Below are 19,794 nucleotides of genomic sequence, written 5' to 3'. Positions count from 1 at the left end.
TACGGGAAAGACTATCGTGGCTGGAAAATTCGTCGCACTCGCCCTGCCCGTCGCTACCATCGGCTGCGCGGGACAGCAGCCATGGTCTTTCAACCTCGCGGACTTTCTCTCCGCAAAGGAACTACCCTACGACTCGCCACCGCAGGTGATCTATCGTATTGACGACCATCGCTTCGTGACATTGGAGCATTACCGGGACTGTAACTACGGCAATACGTTCTACAACGACACGAAGTCCGGAATCCATAGCTATCTCGGTCGTGGCACTGTTGAGAACTTTCAGGGGCGCGTTATCAACGCTGATCCCACCGGCCGGAATCTGGTGTTTCCGGCAGCGACTCCACCGCATACCGTATGCGGCGATGGCGAACGCGGCTGCAATCCAACGATGGCCTACTCAACAGACGGCGGACGAACGTTTGATGGCATGACCTATATAAAGGGAAGTTTCAACCCCTACGAAGAATCGAAGGATTTCACCATCACCGCGACAACTGATGCAGTTTATGTTACTCGGAAGCTCGGTAACACATCCAGCAAAACAACAACGACGAAGTATCCGATGCGCCATGGATTCGTATATCTTTCAAAAGAAACGTTGCCGGCTGGAATGCACATTGAGCATAGCGTCCCTGCTCCGGGAGGAATGCAAACTCCATCTGGTCAAGATCACATTACATGCGACGCCTCGATCAAGCCGACAAACCCTGATGCTGTTCTGAGATGATAGAAAGCCTGCACAGAAACGAGGTGGAAACTCAATGTGGCTTTCGTTTCGACCATTTTGATGGAAAGGGAAAACCAATTTCCAAATTTTCAGGTGATCCCGTCGTGTCTTTGATAGAACCAGACCGGCCATCGCGGCGCGCTAGAGACTGGTTGTGCAAAGCCATTCGCTAGGAAACTGTCTCGGACCGGTTGTACCTACATGACGCACGACCATGTTGCGTATCGTTGAACTCAATTGAAGGACGCAATGAAAAACCCGGTACGCAAAGACGACAAGACCACGCACGGCGGTGTGGTCAAGACCGCGAGCGCATCATTCAAGATCGGTGGTCACAGGGTAGCCCTGCTTGGCGACATCGTGACCTGTCCCGAACATGGCGATAATCCGATTGTCGAACACGGCGAAGGTTACAAGGAAGGTGGCCGAAAGTGGGTTGTCGATAGGTGTCGCACGCAATGCGGAAGTCTGGTGATCGCAAGCGACTCAGGGATGAAGAACAACACATGAGCATGAAATGGATCGAGCCGAACGTGCCAGAATTTGAGCATGGCAAGCCGCCGCCAGCATGGGTCTACATAGTTGTCTTTGTCCTCGCTTTTGTTGTCTGTCTCATCTGCACGGTATTGAACTGGAAACAGGGCAAGTCGATTATTAGCGCGGAGTTTTTTGTACGTATCCTGCTCGTTCCACTCCTGCTGGGAGGCGCGATGAGCAACTTTCTCCATTTGCATCATGAGGACCGGGTGGAGCGTGTCGATATCTGGAACAACTTGTGCAAACGGACCTATTCTAGCTGGCGACGGTGGGCGCAGGCCCGCGTGGCGATCATCGGCAGCGTTACGCTGACGCCGGAAGACGATTTGGCCGCGCGCATGCTCGGGCTTGAGGGGAACTCCCCAGCGAACAAGGGCAAGACGCTGGCGCTTGCGATAGAGGTGAAGGGGCAGTCGATGTCGCGCACTCAGCGGGTATTGGAGCAACTGGTTACGCCGTTCACGTCCTACATGAACAACAGGGCATGCCGCCATACGTTCAGCATTATCGTCCAGTCGGACCGCGACGATGATCTCAATGATCTGCGGTCGCTGCTGCGCAAACTCGTGCCGACAGATTTCGGATTCGTGGAGATTTCGCGCGTAGCGGACCCGGTCGATATGGGGTTGATCGGGAAGTGGCTTTCCAGCAGCAACGCTCCGGAATACTGCCTGGTGGTCGCATGGCAGCTTCATGCGACGGAAACTGAACCGACCTGCTCTGAAGCCGCTGTATCGATGCTGTTTGCGTCCCGCGCGACCGTTGCGAACAGTAAGGGAAGGCTCAAACCTGAGGCCTGGGTGTTCCGCCCGGCAGCCGCTGCTATGGACAACGTATTTGACGTCCTGAAAACGCTGCTGGCGGCGCAGCAGTCGCCGCTGGAGCGCATCAAGCATTTATGGCTCACGCATTTGCCCGCACAGGGCAAGCACGCAACGCTGACGGCTATGAGGGACGTGAATCTCGATGTTGCGGCCCACGATCTGGACGCTGCCATTGGCTTGCCGGGACCGGTCAATACCCTTCTCGTGCAAGCGCTTGCCGCCCGCATGGTGCAGCATGGTCAGGGTACGCAACTGCTGGCAACGCCCCGCCAGGCGGGAGTGATGCTGAATCTCGTAGGCACAGCCGTCGCACCGGTTGAAGATATCGAGGAGCGGTTGCCTACACCACTTGGCATCAGTTTTATTTTGATGACAACCTGTATCGCCGCACTTGTCATTCTGGCATTCAAGGACGCAGGCGCGTCTGTCGGCTGGTTCATGGGCGTGCTTGGGGGTTTCATCGTGCTCCTGATCGTGCACGCCATTTTTTCTATTGTGAGACGCAATCAGGTAGCAAACGATTTTTATAACGGTTTGCCGTGGTAAGCAAAGCGCGCTGAATTGTGGCGACTTGCACATAAGGGCGCGCCGCTGGGTCGTTGCGGTGGCGGCGTCTCTGGACCAGAGCAGCTCACTGAACCGCCTTCTCGCCGCCATCACCCACCACAGCGGCCCCCGCCTTCTCATCCCACTGCCACCCGCCGCCCAGATTCCTGATCAACGCCACGCTGCTCTGCATCAGCAGCGACTGCGTATCCTTCAAGCTCTGCTGAGCCTGCAGCAACGTGAGCTGCTGGGTGAGCAAGCCTTGTTCGCTGGCGGTGCCCGCACTGAGTTGCGCCTGCGTGCTGGCGAACAAGGCCTGATTGCGCTGATAAATATTCGCGTAAGCGGCTTCCTGCTGCGCGAGATGATTCCACGACGAGAGGCTGTCCTCGACGTTCTGGAACGCGCCCAGCACCGCCTGCCGATAGTTGGCCGCCGCTTCGTCGTAGGTCGCGCGCGCTTCGTGCACGGCTGCCGTGCGCGCGCCGGCGTCGAAGATCGTCGCGGCGATATCCGGCCCGAGCGTCCACACGCGGCTCGGCAGCGAGAACAGATGCGCGAAGGTGTTGTGTTCGAAACCGCCCTCGATGCTCAGGTCCAGTATCGGAAAGAACGCCGCTTCCGCCGCGCCGATCTTCGCATTGGCCGCTGCCGCCGAGCGCTCGGCCTGCACGACGTCGGGCCGCCGCTCAAGCAATTGCGACGGTAGCGCGAGCGGCACGGCCGGGGTGTTGAACGCATAGTCCGTACGCGGCGGCAACGTGAAGCTCGCCGGCGCCACGCCGATCAGCATGGCGATCGCATGCTCGTCCTGCTCGCGCGAGGTTTCGGTGCCCTGCAACGCGGCCACCACGAGTTCGAGCGTGTCCTGCGCGGTCAGCACGTCATCGTTCGATGCGGTGCCCTGCGCATAGGCGGTGCGCGTGATGTCGAGCAGACGCGAATCGATGGCCTGCTGCTGCTTGAGCGAGGCGATGTCGAAGTCGGCCTGGCGCAGCGCGAAGTAGTCGTCGGCGAGGCTCGCGGTGATCGACAGGCGCTCGCCCGCGAGCTGCGCATCGGAGGCTTGCGCGCTCGCCTTGCTCGATTCGATCTCGCGGCGTATCTGCCCCCAGAGGTCGGGCTCCCAACTCGCCGCGGCGCTCACGCTCACGCTGTTGTGCACGCCGGGCACGGTGCCCGTGGTCGAACTCACGCCGCCCGTCGCGGCATTTGTGCCCGTGCCGCTTCTTGTGGCCGACATTCCCGCCGTGACCACGGGAAAGAGGGTTGCCACGCTGGCATCCACCGTGGCCTGCGCGAGCCGGTAGGCGGCTTCCGCCGCGACGATCGACTGATTGGCCTTGAGCGAGCGCTCGATCAGCTGCGTGAGCGTGGGATCGTCGTAGACGGTCCACCAGCTGCTCGACAGGGCAGCCTGCGGATTGACCTGCGCGCGCTGCCAGTCCACGCCTTCCTTGAACGTGGCGGGAATCTCCACCGCAGGCTTGCTGTAGTTGGGGCCGATGGCACAACCCGCGAGCGCGGCGAGCGCGAGCGCCGCCGCACAGCGCCGCAGCTGTGGCATGGCGAAAACGGCTGACGTATTCATGGTCATGCTTCCTTCTTGCGGCGACGCAAGCGTTGATAGGCGCGGTCGAGCCACAGATAGATGACGGGTGTCGTATAGAGCGTGAGCATCTGGCTGAACAGCAGCCCGCCGATGATCGAAATGCCGAGCGGCTTGCGGAATTCGGAGCCGTAGCCCGAGCCGAACACGAGCGGCAGCGCGCCGAGTATCGCGGCGCTCGTCGTCATCATGATCGGGCGGAAGCGAATCAGCGCCGCGCGCTTGATGGCTTCTTCGGCGGCGAGCTTGCGTTCGCGCTCTTCGGTAATGGCGAAATCGATCATCATGATGGCGTTCTTCTTCACGATGCCGATCAGCAGAATCACGCCCACCAGCGCGATGATGGAAAGCTGCGTGTGCGTGACGAGCAGCGCGATCAGCGCGCCCACGCCCGCGGAGGGCAGGGTCGAAAGAATCGTGAGCGGATGCATGAGGTTTTCGTAGAGCATGCCGAGCACGATGTACACGGAAAGCAGCGCCGCCACGATCAGCAGCGGTTCGCTCGCCACTGCCTGCTGGAACACCTGCGCCGTGCCCGCAAAGTTGCCGGTGATGCTCGCCGGCATGCGCAGCTGTGCGACGGCGTCGTCGACTTCGCGCGTGGCTTCGCCGATCGAGGCGCCGGGCGCGAGATTGAACGAGGCCGTGACGGCGGGGAAGGTGCCCTGGTGATTGATCGAGATGGCCGTGCGGTCGATGGTGAAGTGCGCCACGGTGGCGAGCGGCACGAGCGCCTGGCCGTTCGAGAGCACGGCCGTCGAGGGCGTGTTCGTCGTGCTGCCGGGACCCGCCACGGCGGCGGCCGAAGCGGCTGCCGCCGTCGCCGCCGCTTCGCTCGCCGACGTCGCGACGCTCGCCCCCGTCGGGCTGCCGTTGCCGCTCGAGCCGCTCTGGCCCGAACTCGGTGCGCCCGCGGCCACATAAATGCCCTTGAGCGCGGCGGGATCGGTCCAGTACTCGGGGGCGAGCTCCATGACGACGTGGTACTGGTTGGCCGACCGGTAGATCGTCGAGACCTGCCGCTGCCCGAAAGCGTCGTAAAGCGCGTTGTCGATCGAACTGAACTTCACGCCAAGGCGCGCCGCCGCATCGCGATTCACGCCCACGGTGGCCTGCATGCTGTTGTCCTGCTGGTCCGTGTTGACGTCTTCGAGTATCGGCATCTTGTGCATCTGCGCGACCACCTTCGGCACCCACTTGTCGAGGTCGCCCTGGTCGTCGGCGGTCAGCGTGTACTGGTACTGCGCCGCGCTCTGGCGTCCGCCCACCGTGATGTCCTGCGCCGATTGCAGGTAGAGCCGCGCGCCCGGAATGTCGCCGAGCGTGCGGCGGATCTGCGCGATGACCTGGTCGGCGCCCACATGGCGCACGCCGAGCGGCTTGAGCGTGACGAACAGCAGCGCGGTGTTGATCGCGTTCGTGCCGCCGATGAAACCGCCCACGGCCTGAACGTTGGGATTGGCTAGCACCTGCTTCGAGATGGCCCGGAACTTCTGCTGCATCAGCCGGTACGAAATGCTCTGCGAAGCCTGGATCGAACCGATGAGCCGCCCCGTGTCCTCCTGCGGAAAGAAGCCCTTGGGCACGACCACGTAGAGCATCACATTGAGCGCGAGCACGAGGATCGTGACGATGCCCATCAGGAGCGGATGGCGGATCACCCAGCCGAGCGTGCGGGCGTAGAAGCGGTGAAAGCGCGAATCGGGGTATTCCTCTTCGTTGTGCCCCGCGTGTTGTCCGCGCAACGCCACGCTGGAGAGCATCGGCGTGACCGTGAGCGAGATCAGCATCGACATGATGATCGCCACGGAAAGCGACACCGAGAACTCGCGAAAGAGCCGCCCGACGATGCCGCCCATCAACAACAGCGGAATGAACACGGCAACGAGCGAGACGCTGATCGTGAGCACCGTGAAGCCCACTTCGCGCGCGCCCTGCAATGCGGCCTGCACGGGCGGCTCGCCGCGTTCAAGATGCCGCATGATGTTTTCGACCACGACGATGGCGTCGTCCACCACGAAGCCGGTGGAGATCGTGAGCGCCATCAGCGAGAGGTTGTTCAGGCTGAAGCCGAGGAAATACATCACGCCGAAGGTGCCCAGCAGCGAGAGCGGCACGACGATCGCGGGCACGAGCGTCGTGCGCCAGCTGCGGAAGAACGCGAATGTCACCGCGGTCACGAGCAGGATGGAGATCATCAGCGTGACTTCGACGTCGAACAGCGAGGCGCGGATCGTCGTCGTGCGGTCCATCAGGATGTTCAGCTTGATGGTCGGCAGGATCGAGGCTTCGAGAAAGGGCAGCTCGGCCTTGACGTTGTCCACCGTGTCGATGACGTTCGCGCCCGGCTCCTTGTAGACGATCAGGAGTACGGCCGGTTTGCCGTCCGAGAGCCCGTAGTTCTCCAGGTTCTCCACGTCCTGGCGCACGTAGCCGAGATCGGAAATGTGCACTACGTCGTTGCCCACGCGCTTGACGATGATCGGCGCGTAGTCGGCGGGGGTGTACAGCATGTCGTTCGCGCCGATCGTATACGAGACGCCCGCGAGGGCGGCGGAACCCTTCGGCAAGTCCGCGTTCGCATTGGCGATCGCCGTGCGGATCTGTTCGAGGCTCACGCCATAGTGGCTCACGCGGTCGGGGTTCAGCTCGACGCGCACGGCGGGCAGCGCGCCGCCGCCCACGGTCACGTCGCCCACCCCCGGCGTTTGCAGCAGCTTTTGCTGGAGCACCGTGGAGGCGGCGTCGTAGAGTTGCCCGCGCGTGGCCGAGTCGGAGGTGAGGCTGATGATGAGAATCGGCGCGTCGGCGGGATTGACCTTGCGATAGGTCGGGTTGCCGTCGAGGTTCGCGGGCAGGTTGGTGCGCGCCGCGTTGATGGCCGCCTGCACGTCGCGCGCCGCACCGTCGATATTGCGGTTCAGGTCGAACTGCATCGTGATGCGTGTGGCGCCGAGCGAACTCACCGAGGTCATCTGTGTGATGCCCGCAATCTGGCCGAACTGGCGCTCGAGCGGCGTGGCCACCGAAGTCGCCACGGTGTTCGGATCGGCGCCCGGCAAATGCGCGGTCACGTTGATGGTGGGAAAGTCGATCTCGGGCAGCGGCGCGACCGGCAGCAGCTTGAACGCGAGCATGCCGAAGAGCGCGATGCCCACGGCGATCAGCGTGGTCGCGATGGGGCGGCGGATGAACGGTTCGGAGAGGTTCATGGCCGCTTACTCCGCTGCCGTATCTGAAGCCGCACCGGATGCATTGCCCGCGCGCTTGCTGAAGAAGTCCTCCACGCGGTGCAGCGCGAGATACATCACAGGCGTCGAAAAGAGCGTGAGCAGCTGGCTCACGATCAGGCCACCGATGATCGCGATGCCGAGCGGATGCCGCAGCTCCGAGCCCATGCCGGTGCCGAACGCGAGCGGCACCGCGCCGAACAGGGACGCCATGGTGGTCATGAGAATCGGCCGGAAGCGCAGCTCGGCGGCGCGCTGGATCGCCTCGACGGCAGGGAGCCCTTCGTTGCGCTCGAGTTCCAGCGCGAAGTCGATCATCATGATCGCGTTCTTCATGACGATGCCGATCAGGAGCACGATGCCGATCAGCCCGATGATGTCGAACTGCGTGCCGGTGAGCACGAGCGCTGCGAGCGCGCCGAGCGCGGCGGAGGGCAGCGTGGAAAGAATCGTGACCGGATGGATGAAGCTCTCGTACAGAATGCCGAGCATCAAATACACGACGATGATCGCGGCCGCCACGAGAAACGCCTCGTTCGCAAGCGACGCCTGGAACGTGGCCGCCGAGCCTTCGAGCGTGGCCTGCACGGTTGGCGGCAGGCCGATGCGCTGCTCGACCTCCTTCAGATGCGCGAGCGCCGTGCCGAGCGTGTAGCCGGGCGCGAGGTTGAACGACACGTCGGCGTAAGGGAACTGGCCCTGGCGGTTGATCGTGACGGGCGCGGGCACGAGCTTCATGGTCGCCATGGAGGCGAGCGGCGCGACGCCGCCCGACGACGTATCGACGTAGAGACCGTCGAGCACATGCGCGACTGAGTTCGAGGTCGCGTCCGCCGCGAGCACGACGTGATACTGGTTCAGTTGCGTATAGATCGTCGAGACCTGGCGCTGGCCATACGCGTCATATAAAACGTCGTCGATCGCCTGAGGCGTGATGCCGAGGCGCGAGGCGCTCGCACGGTCGAAGGTGAGCTGGATCTGGTTGCCCTGCTGCATCGCCTGGCTTTGCACGTCGGCGAATGCCGGGTCCGCGCGCAGCGCGGCGATCAGCTTGCCGGTCCAGAGGTCGAGCACGGCGGGGTCGGTCGCCTGCAGGCCCACGCGGTAGCTCGTGGTGGAGATCGTGTCGTCGAGCGTGAGGTCCTGCACCGGGTGCAGGAACAGGCGCATGCCGGCGTCGCTGGCGGTGGAGTCGGCGAGGCGGCGAATCACGGCGGCGCTGCTGTCGCGATCGCCCTTGTCCTTCAGGTTGATGAGAATGGTCCCCTGGTTGAGCGTGGGGCTCGTCTGGTTGATGCCGATGAACGACGAAAGGCTCGCGACCGCCGGGTCCTTGAGAATCTGCGCGACCAGTTGTTCCTGCTTCTGCACCATGTACGGAAACGAGATGCCCGGCGCGGCCTGCGAGATGCCTTCAATGAGGCCGGTATCCTGCTCGGGGAAAAAGCCTTTTGGCATGAGGAAAAGGATCGCGAAGGTCAGCGCCGCCGTCGCGGCCACCGAAAGCAGCGTGAGCCCGCGATGCTCCAGCACCCAGCCCAGCGCCTTGACGTAGCGCGCGTTGATCTTGTCGAAGAAGTCGGCGCGCTGCGTTTGTGCGTGCTCCGCGTCGTGCGGCTTGAACATGCGTGAGCACATCATCGGCGTGAGCGTGAGCGACACGAACGCCGAGATCACGATGGCAATGGCGAGCGTGAGCGCGAACTCGCGAAAGAGCCGCCCGACCACGTCGCCCATGAAGAGCAGCGGGATCATCACGGCGATCAACGATACGGAGAGCGAAACGATCGTGAAGCCGATCTGCTTCGCGCCCTTGAGCGCTGCTTCGCGCGGCAGCTCGCCCATTTCCAGGTAGCGCGTGATGTTCTCGATCATCACGATCGCGTCGTCGACCACGAAGCCGGTCGCCACGGTGAGCGACATGAGCGTGAGGTTGTTCAGCGAGAAGCCGAGACCGTAGGCCACCGCAAGCGTGCCGATGAGCGAGAGCGGCACCGTGACCGCCGGAATGACCGTGGCCGCGAGCTTGCGCAGGAAGATGAAGATCACCATCACCACGAGCGCCACGGCCACGCCGAGTTCGTACTCGACGTCGCGCACCGAGGCGCGGATCGTCTGCGTGCGATCGGTGAGCACGGCCACCTTGAGCGTGCCCGGCAGGCTCGCGCGCAGTTGCGGCAAGACCTTCTGCACGCGGTCCACCACGTCGATCACGTTCGCACCCGGCTGGCGCTGGATGTTCAGTACGATCGAGGGCTTGTCGTTGGTCCACGCGGCCTGGCGCACGTCTTCCGCGCCGTTCACGGGATGTGCGACCTGCGAGAGGCGGATGGGCGCGCCGTTCTTGTAGGCGATCACGAGGTCCGTGTACGCATCGGCGCTCTGCAGCTGGTCGTTCGCGCCGATCGAGTACGACTGGTAGCGGCCGTCCAGATTGCCCTTCGCCTGGTTCACGTTGGCGTCTGCGAGCGCGGTGCGCACGTCGTCGAGCGACATGCCGAGCGAATTGAGCGCACCGGTGTTCGTCTCCACGCGCACCGCGGGGCGCTGGCCACCGCTGATCGTCACGAGCCCCACGCCCGAGATCTGCGAGATCTTCTGGGCGAGGCGCGTGTCGGCGAGGTCCTCGATCTTCGTGAGCGGCAGCGTGTCGCTCGTGAGCGAGAGCGTGAGCACCGGCGCGTCGGCCGGGTTCACCTTGCTGTACACCGGCGGATAGGGCAGGTTGGCGGGCAGGTAGCTCGCCGAGGCGTTGATGGCAGCCTGCACCTCCTGCTCCGCGACGTCGAGCGAAAGCGAAAGATCGAATTCGAGTGTGATGACGGAAACGCCGTTCGAACTCGTGGAGTTCATCGACTTCAGGCCCGCCATTTCGCCGAGCTGCACTTCGAGCGGCGCAGTGATGGAGGAACTCACCACGTCGGGCGCAGCGCCGGGATACTGCGTGTAGACCTGAATGGTCGGGTAGTCGACTTCGGGCAGCGCGGAAACGGGCAGCAGGTGATAGCCGAGCAGACCGGCGAGCAGCACGGCCACCATGAGGAGCGAAGTGGCGATCGGCCGCTCGATGAACGGGCGCGAGATGTTCATGGGCGCGCCCTGTCAATGCATGGTTGACGAGGCGGCCGAAGCCGGCGACGCGGGCGATGGGGCCGACGCGGCTGAAACCACACGCACGAGCGTGCCGTTGTCGAGCTTGTCCGCGCCGTCGGTGACCACGCGCTCGCCGGGCTTCACGCTGCCGCCGAGGATGGCGGTGTCGTCGCCGATCACGGGGCCCGCCTTCACGTTGCGCAGCACGGCCTTGTTGCCCGCGCCCACCACGAACACGAAGTCGCCGTTCGTGCCGTGCTGGATCGCCGCCGTGGGGATGACCGGGTTCTGGTCGAGTGTGTCGGCCTGCATGCGAGCATTCACGAACTGGTTCGGAAAGAGCGCGTCGCCGGCATGGTCGAACTGCGCGCGCACCTTGACCGTGCCCGTGGTCGTGTCGACCTGGTTGTCGAGCGCGAGCAGCGTGCCGGTGGCGAGCAGCTTGCGCTTGTCGCGGTCCCAGGCGAACACCTTCACGGCGCCGCGCGCCATCGCCGCGTGAATCTGGCCGAGGTAGTCCTCGGGCACCGCGAAAATCACCGTGGCGGGGTCGAGCTGCGTGATGACGGCCATGCCGGTGGTGCTCGTGGTCGTCACGTAGTTGCCCGGATCGACGAGGCGCAGGCCGATCACGCCATCCACGGGCGAGGTGATGGTGCAGTAGTCCACCTGGACCTGCAGGTTCTTCACATTGCCGGTGTCGGCCGTGACCGTGCCTTCGTCCTGCTTGACCGTGGCCGTTTGCGTATCGAGCGTTTGCTGCGTGATCGAGCCGACCTTGATGAGCGTCTGATAGCGCTGCAGGTTGAGGCGGTCGTTGGCGAGCGTCGCCTGGTCGTGCACGAGCGTGCCCTGGGCCTGCTGAAGCTGCGCTTCGAGCTGGCGCGAGTCGATGTGCGCGATCACCTGGCCTTTCTTGACGTGCTGGCCTTCCTGGAAATTGACCGAATCGAGAATGCCATTGACCTGGGTGATCAGCGTGACCGTGCGGATGGCCGTGACGGTGCCGAGCGCATCGATATAAACCGGCACGTCCGCAAGCTTCACGGCAACGGCCGAAACAGGGATGCCGCGCGGCGCGGCCGCGGTGGTGGCGGCAGGACGCCGGCCATAAAAGAACCACGCTGCGAAAGCGATGAGCAGCACCGCGACGACCAGCGCTGCCCAGCTGATGTGTTTTCTTTTCATAACGCCTCGTTCAGGAACCCGTGTGCGCGCTGCCATCGCCGGGCGGGTTGGAATCGGCCGATCTGAACCACGCGGTGAGGCGTAAAACGCGCGTACTGCTCTGCAAGGGCTATGCCAACGAGGGTCGGACGATGCGCTATGGGTTTGCGGCGGTTCGGCTTGCGCCGCCGCGGCGAGGGTGTCGTGAAAGCCAACAGGCGGTGTCGTGAATCAGGACAAAAAGGGGCGGCAACTTACGCGCGTGGCTGGCGCGTAGCTGGCACATGGCTGGCGCGTGCGCCCGGTCTGGCCTGGCATGGCTTTCGCATCGCATAATGCCCCGTCCCTCGTCACGACTCCAAACCGGAAACTGGACCGATATGCTCCGATCCCTGCGCGGCCGGCTGATCCTGCTGCTCGTTCTGCTAGTGGGCGCGGCGCTGTCCACTGGCATCCTGATGATTGGGCTCTTTCACCAGTCGGCGGCCGCGCAACTGGGCCAGGCCGCCGCCGAGAACAGCCGCGCCTGCGATGCAATCGCGGCCTCGTACCGCGCTTTCAGTGCGGCTCACCCGGAAAAGCTCGCGGCGCTCGACGCCAGCGAAGGCGACGCGTTGCGCGAGCACCTGAGCGACCTCGTGGCGGTGTCGCTGCGCACGCGGCCCGGCGTGCAGGGCGGCGTCTGGAGCCGCGACGCGGGCTCGCTCGCCTATGCCTATCCGACTTACGTGGGCGCGGTGCAGCGCACGGACCCGCCTGCCGGCGAACTGCCGCGTATCCGCACGCTCAACGAGGCGGCGCTCGCGGGCGACCGCGCGACGAGCATGCGCATCAGCGGCCAGACGCAAACGCTGCTGCTGTCGGCTTGCCCGCTGCCGGGGCCGATCCCGCACCTCACCGCCTGGACCATGAGCTGGACGCTCACGTTCGCGGGCCGCAGCTATCACCAGCTGATGGCGGGCCTCGGCGTGCTGCTCGTGACCGTGCTCGCGGCGGCCGCGCTGCTCACGCATCTCACGGTCACCTGGTCGCGCCATGTCTCGCAGATCGAAAGCGCGCTCAATGCCTACGACGTGGCCGAACTGCCCGTGCTGCCTGCCACGCGCGAGCGCGAACTCGACCGCATCGTGCTGGCGCTGAACGAGGCGGCGCGCAGGCTAGCCGCGGCGCGCCAACGTGCCGATACGCTCGCGCGCCAGATGGCGAGCGCCGAGCGCATGGCCGCGATCGGCCGCGTGGCGGCGGGTGTGGCGCACGAGATCCGCAATCCCATCGCGGCCATGCGGCTGAAGGCGGAGAGCGCCGTGGCGGCGGGCCCCGAGCGCCAGCCCCAGGCGCTGCAGGTGATCCTCGGGCAGATCGAGCGCCTCGACGCGCTGGTGCGGCGCCTGCTCAGCATTACCGAGCACGACGAACCCAAGCGCGAGCAGGTCGCGGTCGGGGCGTTCCTCGATGCCCGCGTCGCCCAGCACGTCGAGGTCGCGTCGGCGAAGCAGGTTACGATGACACGCACGGGCGACCTGCGAGAAGCCCGCTTCGATCCCGACCAGATGCAACGCGCGCTCGACAACCTGATCCTCAACGCGATTCACGCGGCGCCGCCCGGCAGCCGCGTCGAAGTGAGCGCGCGCCAAGCGCCGGAAGGCGCGGTGTTCGCCGTGCACGACGAAGGCGCCGGGCCGCCCGCCGCGATCCTCGATCACCTGTTCGAGCCGTTCGTGACCGGCCGCCCGGACGGCACGGGCCTCGGCCTCTCGATCGTGCGCGAAGTGGCGGAGGCGCACGGCGGCGTGGCGCGCTTCACCCGTAGCGCTCGCGCAACGACCTTTGAAATGGTGCTGCCATGGCCCACATCCTGATCGTCGACGACGACGAGACCATGCGCGACGCGCTCGCCGAAGTCGTGCGCGACCTCGGCCACAGCGTCTGCCTCGCCGCGAACGGCACGCTGGCGCTCGAGATGATCGAGCGCGAGAGCGTGAGTGCGATGTTCCTCGACCTGCGCATGCCCGGCATCGACGGGCTCGAAGTGCTGCGCCGTCTGCGCGAGCGGCCGGCGGCGCCCGCCGTTGCCGTGCTGACTGCGCACGCCACGGCGTCCAACACGATCGAGGCGATGCGGCTCGGCGCCTTCGATCACCTCACCAAGCCGATTGGCCGTGACGATCTCGCACAGGTGCTGGAGCGCATGCTGGCCAGCATCGTCGAGCCGCAGCCGGCCGCCGCGAGCGTGGAGCCCGAGACGCTGATCGGCTCGAGCGAGGCGATGCGCACGGTGCAGAAAACCATCGGCGTGCTGGCCGACAGCGACGCCACCGTGCTCATTACCGGCGAAACGGGCACGGGCAAGGAAGTGGTGGCGCGTGCGATCCATGAGCACGGGTTGCACAATCGCGGGCCGTTCGTGGCCGTGAACTGCGCGGCGATTCCGCCCGACCTGCTGGAGAGCGAACTGTTCGGCCACGTGCGCGGCGCGTTCACCGGCGCGAGCGCGGATCGCGACGGCGCGTTTCGCCAGGCCGGGCACGGCACGCTCTTTCTCGACGAAATCGGCGACATGGGCATGGCGATGCAGGCGAAGATCCTGTGTGCGCTGCAGGAGCGCGTGGTGACGCCCGTGGGCGGCCGCGCGGTGCCCGTGCAGGTGCGCGTGATCGCTGCCACGCACCGCGACCTCATGCGCGGCGTGCGCGAGGGCAGCTTTCGCGAGGACCTTTACTACCGGCTGCATGTCGTGCCGATCCATCTACCGCCGCTCTCGGCGCGCATTTCCGATATCGTGCCGCTCGCCGAGTATTTCCTCGCCCGTGCGGGCACGCGCAAGCGCCTTTCCGCCGACGCCGCGGCGCATCTGATCCGTTACGGCTGGCCCGGCAACGTGCGCGAGCTGAAGAACGCCATGGAGCGCGTCGCGGTGATGGTGCGCGGCGAGTACGTGCACGCCACCGACCTCGCGTTTCTCGAAGGCGAGCGCTCGGGCGCCGACCCTGTGATCGACTGGCCCGACGAAGACCTGCCTTCCGCGCTCGCGCGTCTGGAGGAAATGCTGATACGACGCGCGCTCCGGCACAGCAACAACAACCGGACCGACGCGGCGCGCCGGCTGAACGTGAATCGCCAGTTGCTCTATGCGAAGCTCAAGCGCTACGGCATCGAGGTGGCCGACGAAAAGAACATCGAGGGCGGCGAAGGCGAGTAGGGGCATGTCACACGAAACCGCGCATACGGGCGCCGCTCGCGCGAAAGTTATCTGGATTCCGAAATAGTTGCCGGTGCCGAATAGCCGAGTTGCGTCGCCGCCTTTTCCGCGAGCGCGAGGAGTGCGTTGTCCGTTGTTGGCGTAGGCGGCACGACGTAGAGATCGGCGATATCGGTCACCGGATCGCTGAACGGCGTCGGCGCACTGCGCTGGGCGTGCAGAAAATCGCGCATCGGCGCAGGGTCCGCGAGGTCCAGAAAGCGGCTGACGCTTGCTATCGTCGTGTCCGCATCCTCGATGAGATTGCGATAGCCGATCGTCAATGTCTGCTCCTTCGGGATTTCAGCGAAGAAGTCGATGATCTCGGTCACATACTGACCCCATACGCGCACGCCGTCGTTGACGGACCCGATCCAGTGCTTGCGCACCAGCGAATTGGCGACCCAGCCGGGATCGCGATGCAGATGGATGAAGCGCGCGTTGGGCAGCAATTCGTGGATGAGCCTCAGGCACGACCCGGAGCGCGGCAGGCGCTCGATTGCGCCGATGCGGCCGGAAAGAATCGTCGGATCGGCGTAAGGGGGATGCTTGTCGCCCCAGATCGGCGCCGACATGTCGAGGTCTTCACGATAGAAGCGCTCGACCCAGGCGCCGAGCGTGCGGCGGCTATACGCGTTGAAGCGCTCGCGGCAGGCCGCGCCCAGCAGATCGGGGCGCTGGCTGCCCACCTCCAGCATGTCCTTGACCAGCGCGAAAACGCGGCATTCGTTGGTCAGCTGGATATGCGGGTGCGCATTGAGGACCGAGCAGAGAAACGTCGTTCCCGAGCGGGGTGCGCCGACAATGAATAGCGGAAAAGAATGCATTCTGCCCTCGCCCCTGTTGCGTCCTGAGCCATTCCTTCGTTCGCACCGATCTTACCTGCCGACGCTGGCGCGAAACTGACGCCGCGATGGCCAGGGTGACAAAGCGCTGGTGGCTCGGCTACAGCTACATGGCAGCGTGAGAGCTAGCGCAGATTCGCCTGAAAAAATGCGAGCACGCTTGCATCGAACTGCTTATGAAAGGCAACCCGGTCGAAGCCGTGCTCATCCACGCAGATCTCCGGCACTCTCTTTTTCATCGCTGCGGGGCAGGGCGCAAGAAAGGCGAAATGCGCCGAATCGGGCACGAAGTGATAGTCGGGTTTGCGAGGCAGCGTGTTGGCAAGCGCGGGCGCGTTGTGTGGCAATACGCCGTCGCCGCCATACTGCGAAGCCCACACCTGCATGGGCTCCGTCACGTGCTTGAGGTCGCTCGCGGCGGGGAATACGTTGAGCGGATCGGCGAGCACGAACGCCTTGATGCGCGCGTCGACTGCCAGCGGCGTAGGCACCTCGCCACGCGCGATCTCGTCGCAGACCGGCGGCCTCGGGTCCGGGCACGGCACGTCGGCGTGCTTGAAGTCCGGCACGCCGCCCGCTAACACCAGACCCGTATAGCCGCCGCGCGAAAAACCAAAGAAGCCGATGCGTTGCGGATCGATTTTCGCGGCGTCAGGCGCGGCGTCCAGCATGTAATCGATCAGGCGTTTGATATCGGTCGGCCGCTCGACGAACACGGAGAGATCGCCCGAGCGGCCCGGGTCGGCGAACGAATCGCCGGGATGGTTGATTGCGGCCACAACGAAGCCAGCATCGGCCAGCACTTCGGCAAGGTCGTGGTGGCCCAGAAACGAGCCCGTGTGGCCGTGCGAAATGACGATGAGCGGAAGTTTGTCGCCAACGGTCGGACAGTCGCGCCGCCCGTGCAGGATGTATGGACCGAACGGCACGTCTTCGGCGGGCTCGGCGCATGGCGTCCACACCATGGCGTTCAAGGCCGGGCCGTTGGCGTCGGCGGGAATGTCGAGGCGCTTGAAGCCCGCCGCGTGTGCGACCGCGGTGAACAGGCACAAGAGTACGGTCAATATCGAAGCCGCTGCATGCGGAAGTGTTTTGCGGGTTGTTGTCATGGCGCTTCCGGAGTGAGTGAACTCAATGCGCGGGCGTTCGGACTTTGCCGTCCACCAGCAGGGTGCGTTTGTCTCGCCTGACGTCGTATTCGACCGATTGCTCGCGCGTCACGGCGCCATACGACAGGTCGTTCACATAGCGGCCAGCAGTTCGATGTCGAAGCGCAAGTCGGGTATGTCGCGAACGTCCTGTTCCAGCATGGCGCGATATCCCGCGAGGCCAAGCGGACGGCCGTTGTGGATCGCGTCCTGAGCGACGAAATCCCCGAGGGAGCCCCAATCGCGCCGGTTCAGGCAGTCGATGTAGCGCTGGTAAAGGGTGCTCAGTTGCTGTGCGTCCAATACGGTCTCCTGATCGGATGACGAAGCACTCGCGATGGTAGACGAAAGCGGCGTGAGGGGCCTCGAATGCGCCGCATGGGCATGCGAAGTGCGCGCACTGGGGCATTCCCAGTACGCACGCGAAAGCTTGCGGCGACCCGAAGGACTTCTAGCCGAGGCACGACATGGACAAGGCCCCACGTACCCAAAATCCTCCCCGCAGCGAGAACCGGCCAAGCGGACCCAAGGGGCGGGCTTACCCTTATGCCTCGGGGGCTGGGGATCGCTGAAGGCGGTCACGCAGATTCTCGTTCAGGAAAAGACTGTCGTACGCGACGCGAAGATCCTGCCGCATCAAAACAAGCCCGATGGTTTCATGTGCGTGAGCTGTTCGTGGGCGAAGCCTGCGCATCCGCATCCCTTCGAGTTCTGCGAAAGCGGTGCGAAAGCTACCGCGTGGGACACCACGCCCAAACGCGCCGACCGGGCGTTCTTCGAGCGGCACACCGTGAGCGAACTGCTCGACTGGCACGATCACGATCTCGAAGACGCGGGCCGTTTGACCGAGCCGATGCGCTACGACGCGCAGAGCGACCGCTACGTGCCCGTTGCCTGGGAGGAGGCGTTCGCGGCGATCGGCGCGCAGCTGCGCGGCTTCGATCCGGCCAGCGTCGTGTTCTACACCTCGGGGCGGGCGTCGCTGGAAACGTCGTACATGCTGCAGCTGTTTGCTCGCATGTACGGCACCAACAATCTGCCGGACAGCTCGAACATGTGCCACGAGAGCACGAGCGTGGGCTTGAAGCAGGCCATCGGCGTGGGCGTGGGCACGATCGGCCTGGACGACTTCGAACAGGCCGATCTCATGTTCTTCTTCGGCCAGAACGTCGGCACCAACAGTCCGCGCATGCTTCACCAGCTGCAGGATGCGCGCAGGCGCGGCGTGCCCATCATCACGTTCAATCCGCTGCGCGAACCGGGTCTCGTCTCGTTCGCGAATCCGCAGTCGCCGCGCGACATGCTGCTGCCGGGCGACACGAAGATCAGCACGCAATACCACCAGCTGCGGCCGGGCGGCGACAGCGCCGCGCTCGCGGGCATGTGCAAGACCGTGATCGCGGCGGACGACGAAGCCAGGACGCACGGTGCGCCGCCGATGCTGGACCTCGATTTCATTCGCGAGCATACGGTGGGATTCGAGGACTTCGCGGCGTATGTGCGAGCGGCCCAATGGGAAGAGATCGAACGCGAGAGCGGCCTGCCGCGCGCAGCGATCGAAGCGGCCGCGCGCGAGTACCTGCAGGCCAACGCCGTGATCGCTCACTACGGCATGGGTCTCACGCAACATCGCCTGGGTGTGCAGAACGTCCGCATGATCTGCAACCTGCTATTTCTGCGCGGCAATGTCGGCAAGCCCGGTGCGGGGCCTTCGCCTATCCGCGGACACTCGAACGTGCAGGGTCAACGCACGGTGGGCATTACCGAAAGACCGGAGCTTGCGCCGCTCGATCAACTCGCGCGCCAGTTCGCCTTCGAGCCGCCGCGCGGGAAGGGCTTCAATACCGTGGAAGCGTTCGAGGCGATGCTCGAGGGCAAGGTGAACGCCGTCGTCAACCTGGGCGGCAACCTCGTGCGTTCGGTGCCCGACCGCCTGCGCACCGAGCCTGCCTGGCGCAGCCTGCCGCTCAACGTCAGCATTGCGACGAAGCTCAACCGCAGCCACCTCGTTCACGGCGCGCACGCCTATGTATTGCCGTGCCTGAGCCGCATCGAAATCGACCGCACGGGCGGCCGTGAACAGGTCGTGTCGATGGAAGACAGCACGGCGCGTTTTCACGGCTCGCGTGGCGTGGCGGAGCCGGCTTCGCCCGATATCCGCTCGGAGCCGGCGATACTCGCGGGCCTCGCGCACGCCACGCTAGGCGCGCGCTCCTCCGTCGACTGGCGCGCCTGGAGCGAGGACTATGCGCGGGTGCGGGCGGAAATGGCAAAGACGTGGCCGGAGATGTTCCATGACATCGAAACGCGCATGTGGACGCCGGGCGGCTTCGTGCGGCCGCTGCCCGCGCGTTCGCGCGAATGGAAAACGAAGAGCGGCAAGGCCGAGTTCTACGTGCCCGAGAGCCTGTGCGAAGACCCCGATATGCCCGAGAGCGAACCCGACGCCCTGCGCCTCATGACGCTGCGCGCGGACGGCCAGTTCAATACGACGCTCTACAACCACGACGACCGCTTCCGTGGCGTGCGCGGCTCGCGCATGGTGCTGCTGATGAACGGCGACGACATGGTGGCGCGCGGCATCGACGAAGGCGACCGCGTGACCTTGCGCACGCTCGCGAACGACGGGGTGGTGCGCGAAGTGTCCGGCCTCGCCGCGAAACCCTACGACGTGCCGCGCGGCTGTCTCGCGGGCTACTACCCGGAGTGCAATCCGCTGCTGCCGCTCTGGCACTATGCGAAGGAAAGCATGGTCCCGGGGGCGAAATCGATACCGGTTCGCGTGGTGGATATCGCCAAGACTGCGCGCACAGGCGGCTGAGCGAGCCGG

General features: G+C 64.7%; 11 protein-coding genes and 2 pseudogenes. 6 read left to right on the top strand and 7 right to left on the bottom strand.

All coding sequences use genetic code 11. From position 1 onward, the window contains the following. Positions 1–16 precede the first annotated feature (16 nt). From AB4Y35_RS19140 to AB4Y35_RS19130, 3 genes are all read left to right on the top strand, one after another. On the top strand, positions 17–727 hold the full coding sequence (locus AB4Y35_RS19140) for a hypothetical protein (RefSeq protein ID WP_368705474.1): 711 nt from the start codon (positions 17–19) through the stop codon (positions 725–727). 249 nt (positions 728–976) lie between these two features. Next, positions 977–1,237, top strand: coding sequence for a PAAR domain-containing protein (locus AB4Y35_RS19135; RefSeq protein ID WP_368705473.1), 261 nt, complete (start codon positions 977–979; stop codon positions 1,235–1,237). Continuing rightward, on the top strand, positions 1,234–2,634 hold the full coding sequence (locus tag AB4Y35_RS19130; protein WP_368705472.1) for a hypothetical protein: 1,401 nt from the start codon (positions 1,234–1,236) through the stop codon (positions 2,632–2,634). The genes AB4Y35_RS19135 and AB4Y35_RS19130 overlap by 4 nt, the downstream gene beginning before the upstream one ends. 85 nt (positions 2,635–2,719) lie before the next feature. On the opposite strand, the gene AB4Y35_RS19125 is transcribed toward AB4Y35_RS19130, so the two are convergent. The 4 genes from AB4Y35_RS19125 to AB4Y35_RS19110 are packed head-to-tail and all read right to left on the bottom strand — an operon-like array spanning position 2,720 to position 11,754. After that, positions 2,720–4,225 carry an efflux transporter outer membrane subunit gene (locus AB4Y35_RS19125; RefSeq protein ID WP_368705471.1) on the bottom strand — a complete coding sequence of 502 codons (1,506 nt, stop codon included), beginning with the start codon at positions 4,223–4,225 and terminating at the stop codon, positions 2,720–2,722. A 2-nt stretch (positions 4,226–4,227) separates the two neighbouring features. After that, complete coding sequence (locus AB4Y35_RS19120; RefSeq protein WP_368705470.1) at positions 4,228–7,455, bottom strand: efflux RND transporter permease subunit; 3,228 nt, start codon at positions 7,453–7,455, stop codon at positions 4,228–4,230. A 6-nt stretch (positions 7,456–7,461) separates the two neighbouring features. Beyond that, positions 7,462–10,563 (bottom strand): efflux RND transporter permease subunit, encoded by a 3,102-nt coding sequence (locus AB4Y35_RS19115; protein WP_368705469.1) that lies wholly within the window; start codon positions 10,561–10,563, stop codon positions 7,462–7,464. A 12-nt stretch (positions 10,564–10,575) separates the two neighbouring features. Next, a complete protein-coding gene (locus tag AB4Y35_RS19110; protein WP_368705468.1) occupies positions 10,576–11,754 on the bottom strand; it encodes an efflux RND transporter periplasmic adaptor subunit in 1,179 nt (392 codons plus the stop codon). Positions 11,755–12,113: 359 nt separating this feature from the next. Between AB4Y35_RS19110 and AB4Y35_RS19105 the strand changes: the two genes are divergently transcribed. Together AB4Y35_RS19105 and AB4Y35_RS19100 are read left to right on the top strand one after the other, a co-directional pair. After that, the gene (locus tag AB4Y35_RS19105; protein WP_368705467.1) at positions 12,114–13,592 is read left to right on the top strand and encodes a PAS domain-containing sensor histidine kinase; all 1,479 of its coding nucleotides are present in this window, start codon (positions 12,114–12,116) and stop codon (positions 13,590–13,592) included. Next, positions 13,577–14,932, top strand: a complete 1,356-nt coding sequence (locus tag AB4Y35_RS19100; RefSeq protein ID WP_368705466.1) for a sigma-54-dependent transcriptional regulator — start codon at positions 13,577–13,579, stop codon at positions 14,930–14,932. The genes AB4Y35_RS19105 and AB4Y35_RS19100 overlap by 16 nt, the downstream gene beginning before the upstream one ends. A 47-nt stretch (positions 14,933–14,979) precedes the next feature. Here AB4Y35_RS19100 and AB4Y35_RS19095 read toward each other — a convergent pair whose 3' ends face one another. From AB4Y35_RS19095 to AB4Y35_RS19085, 3 genes and pseudogenes are all read right to left on the bottom strand, one after another. Next, on the bottom strand, positions 14,980–15,798 hold the full coding sequence (locus AB4Y35_RS19095; RefSeq protein WP_368705465.1) for a sulfotransferase: 819 nt from the start codon (positions 15,796–15,798) through the stop codon (positions 14,980–14,982). Between the two features lie 143 nt (positions 15,799–15,941). After that, a complete protein-coding gene (locus AB4Y35_RS19090; RefSeq protein WP_368705464.1) occupies positions 15,942–16,925 on the bottom strand; it encodes an alpha/beta hydrolase family protein in 984 nt (327 codons plus the stop codon). Positions 16,926–17,069: 144 nt separating this feature from the next. Next, a pseudogene (locus tag AB4Y35_RS19085) lies at positions 17,070–17,267 on the bottom strand (ester cyclase); the annotation flags it as partial. 250 nt (positions 17,268–17,517) lie between these two features. Here AB4Y35_RS19085 and AB4Y35_RS19080 point away from each other — a divergent pair. Then, positions 17,518–19,785 (top strand): annotated as a pseudogene (locus AB4Y35_RS19080) (FdhF/YdeP family oxidoreductase); the annotation flags it as partial. Between the last annotated feature and the right edge of the window lie 9 nt (positions 19,786–19,794).

Source organism: Paraburkholderia sp. EG286A, assembly GCF_040965375.1.
Classification (GTDB): Bacteria; Pseudomonadota; Gammaproteobacteria; order Burkholderiales; family Burkholderiaceae; genus Paraburkholderia.
This window is presented reverse-complemented; position numbering and strand designations above follow the sequence as displayed.

Excerpts from the sequence above, each read along its gene's own strand:
- AB4Y35_RS19125 (WP_368705471.1), bottom strand. The coding sequence starts at position 4,225 with ATGAATACGTCAGCCGTTTTCGCCATGCCACAGCTGCGGCGCTGTGCG.
- AB4Y35_RS19105 (WP_368705467.1), top strand. The coding sequence starts at position 12,114 with ATGCTCCGATCCCTGCGCGGCCGGCTGATCCTGCTGCTCGTTCTGCTA.
- AB4Y35_RS19115 (WP_368705469.1), bottom strand. The coding sequence starts at position 10,563 with ATGAACATCTCGCGCCCGTTCATCGAGCGGCCGATCGCCACTTCGCTC.
- AB4Y35_RS19100 (WP_368705466.1), top strand. The coding sequence starts at position 13,577 with ATGGCCCACATCCTGATCGTCGACGACGACGAGACCATGCGCGACGCG.
- AB4Y35_RS19130 (WP_368705472.1), top strand. The coding sequence starts at position 1,234 with ATGAGCATGAAATGGATCGAGCCGAACGTGCCAGAATTTGAGCATGGC.
- AB4Y35_RS19090 (WP_368705464.1), bottom strand. The coding sequence starts at position 16,925 with ATGACAACAACCCGCAAAACACTTCCGCATGCAGCGGCTTCGATATTG.
- AB4Y35_RS19135 (WP_368705473.1), top strand. The coding sequence starts at position 977 with ATGAAAAACCCGGTACGCAAAGACGACAAGACCACGCACGGCGGTGTG.
- AB4Y35_RS19120 (WP_368705470.1), bottom strand. The coding sequence starts at position 7,455 with ATGAACCTCTCCGAACCGTTCATCCGCCGCCCCATCGCGACCACGCTG.
- AB4Y35_RS19110 (WP_368705468.1), bottom strand. The coding sequence starts at position 11,754 with ATGAAAAGAAAACACATCAGCTGGGCAGCGCTGGTCGTCGCGGTGCTG.
- AB4Y35_RS19095 (WP_368705465.1), bottom strand. The coding sequence starts at position 15,798 with ATGCATTCTTTTCCGCTATTCATTGTCGGCGCACCCCGCTCGGGAACG.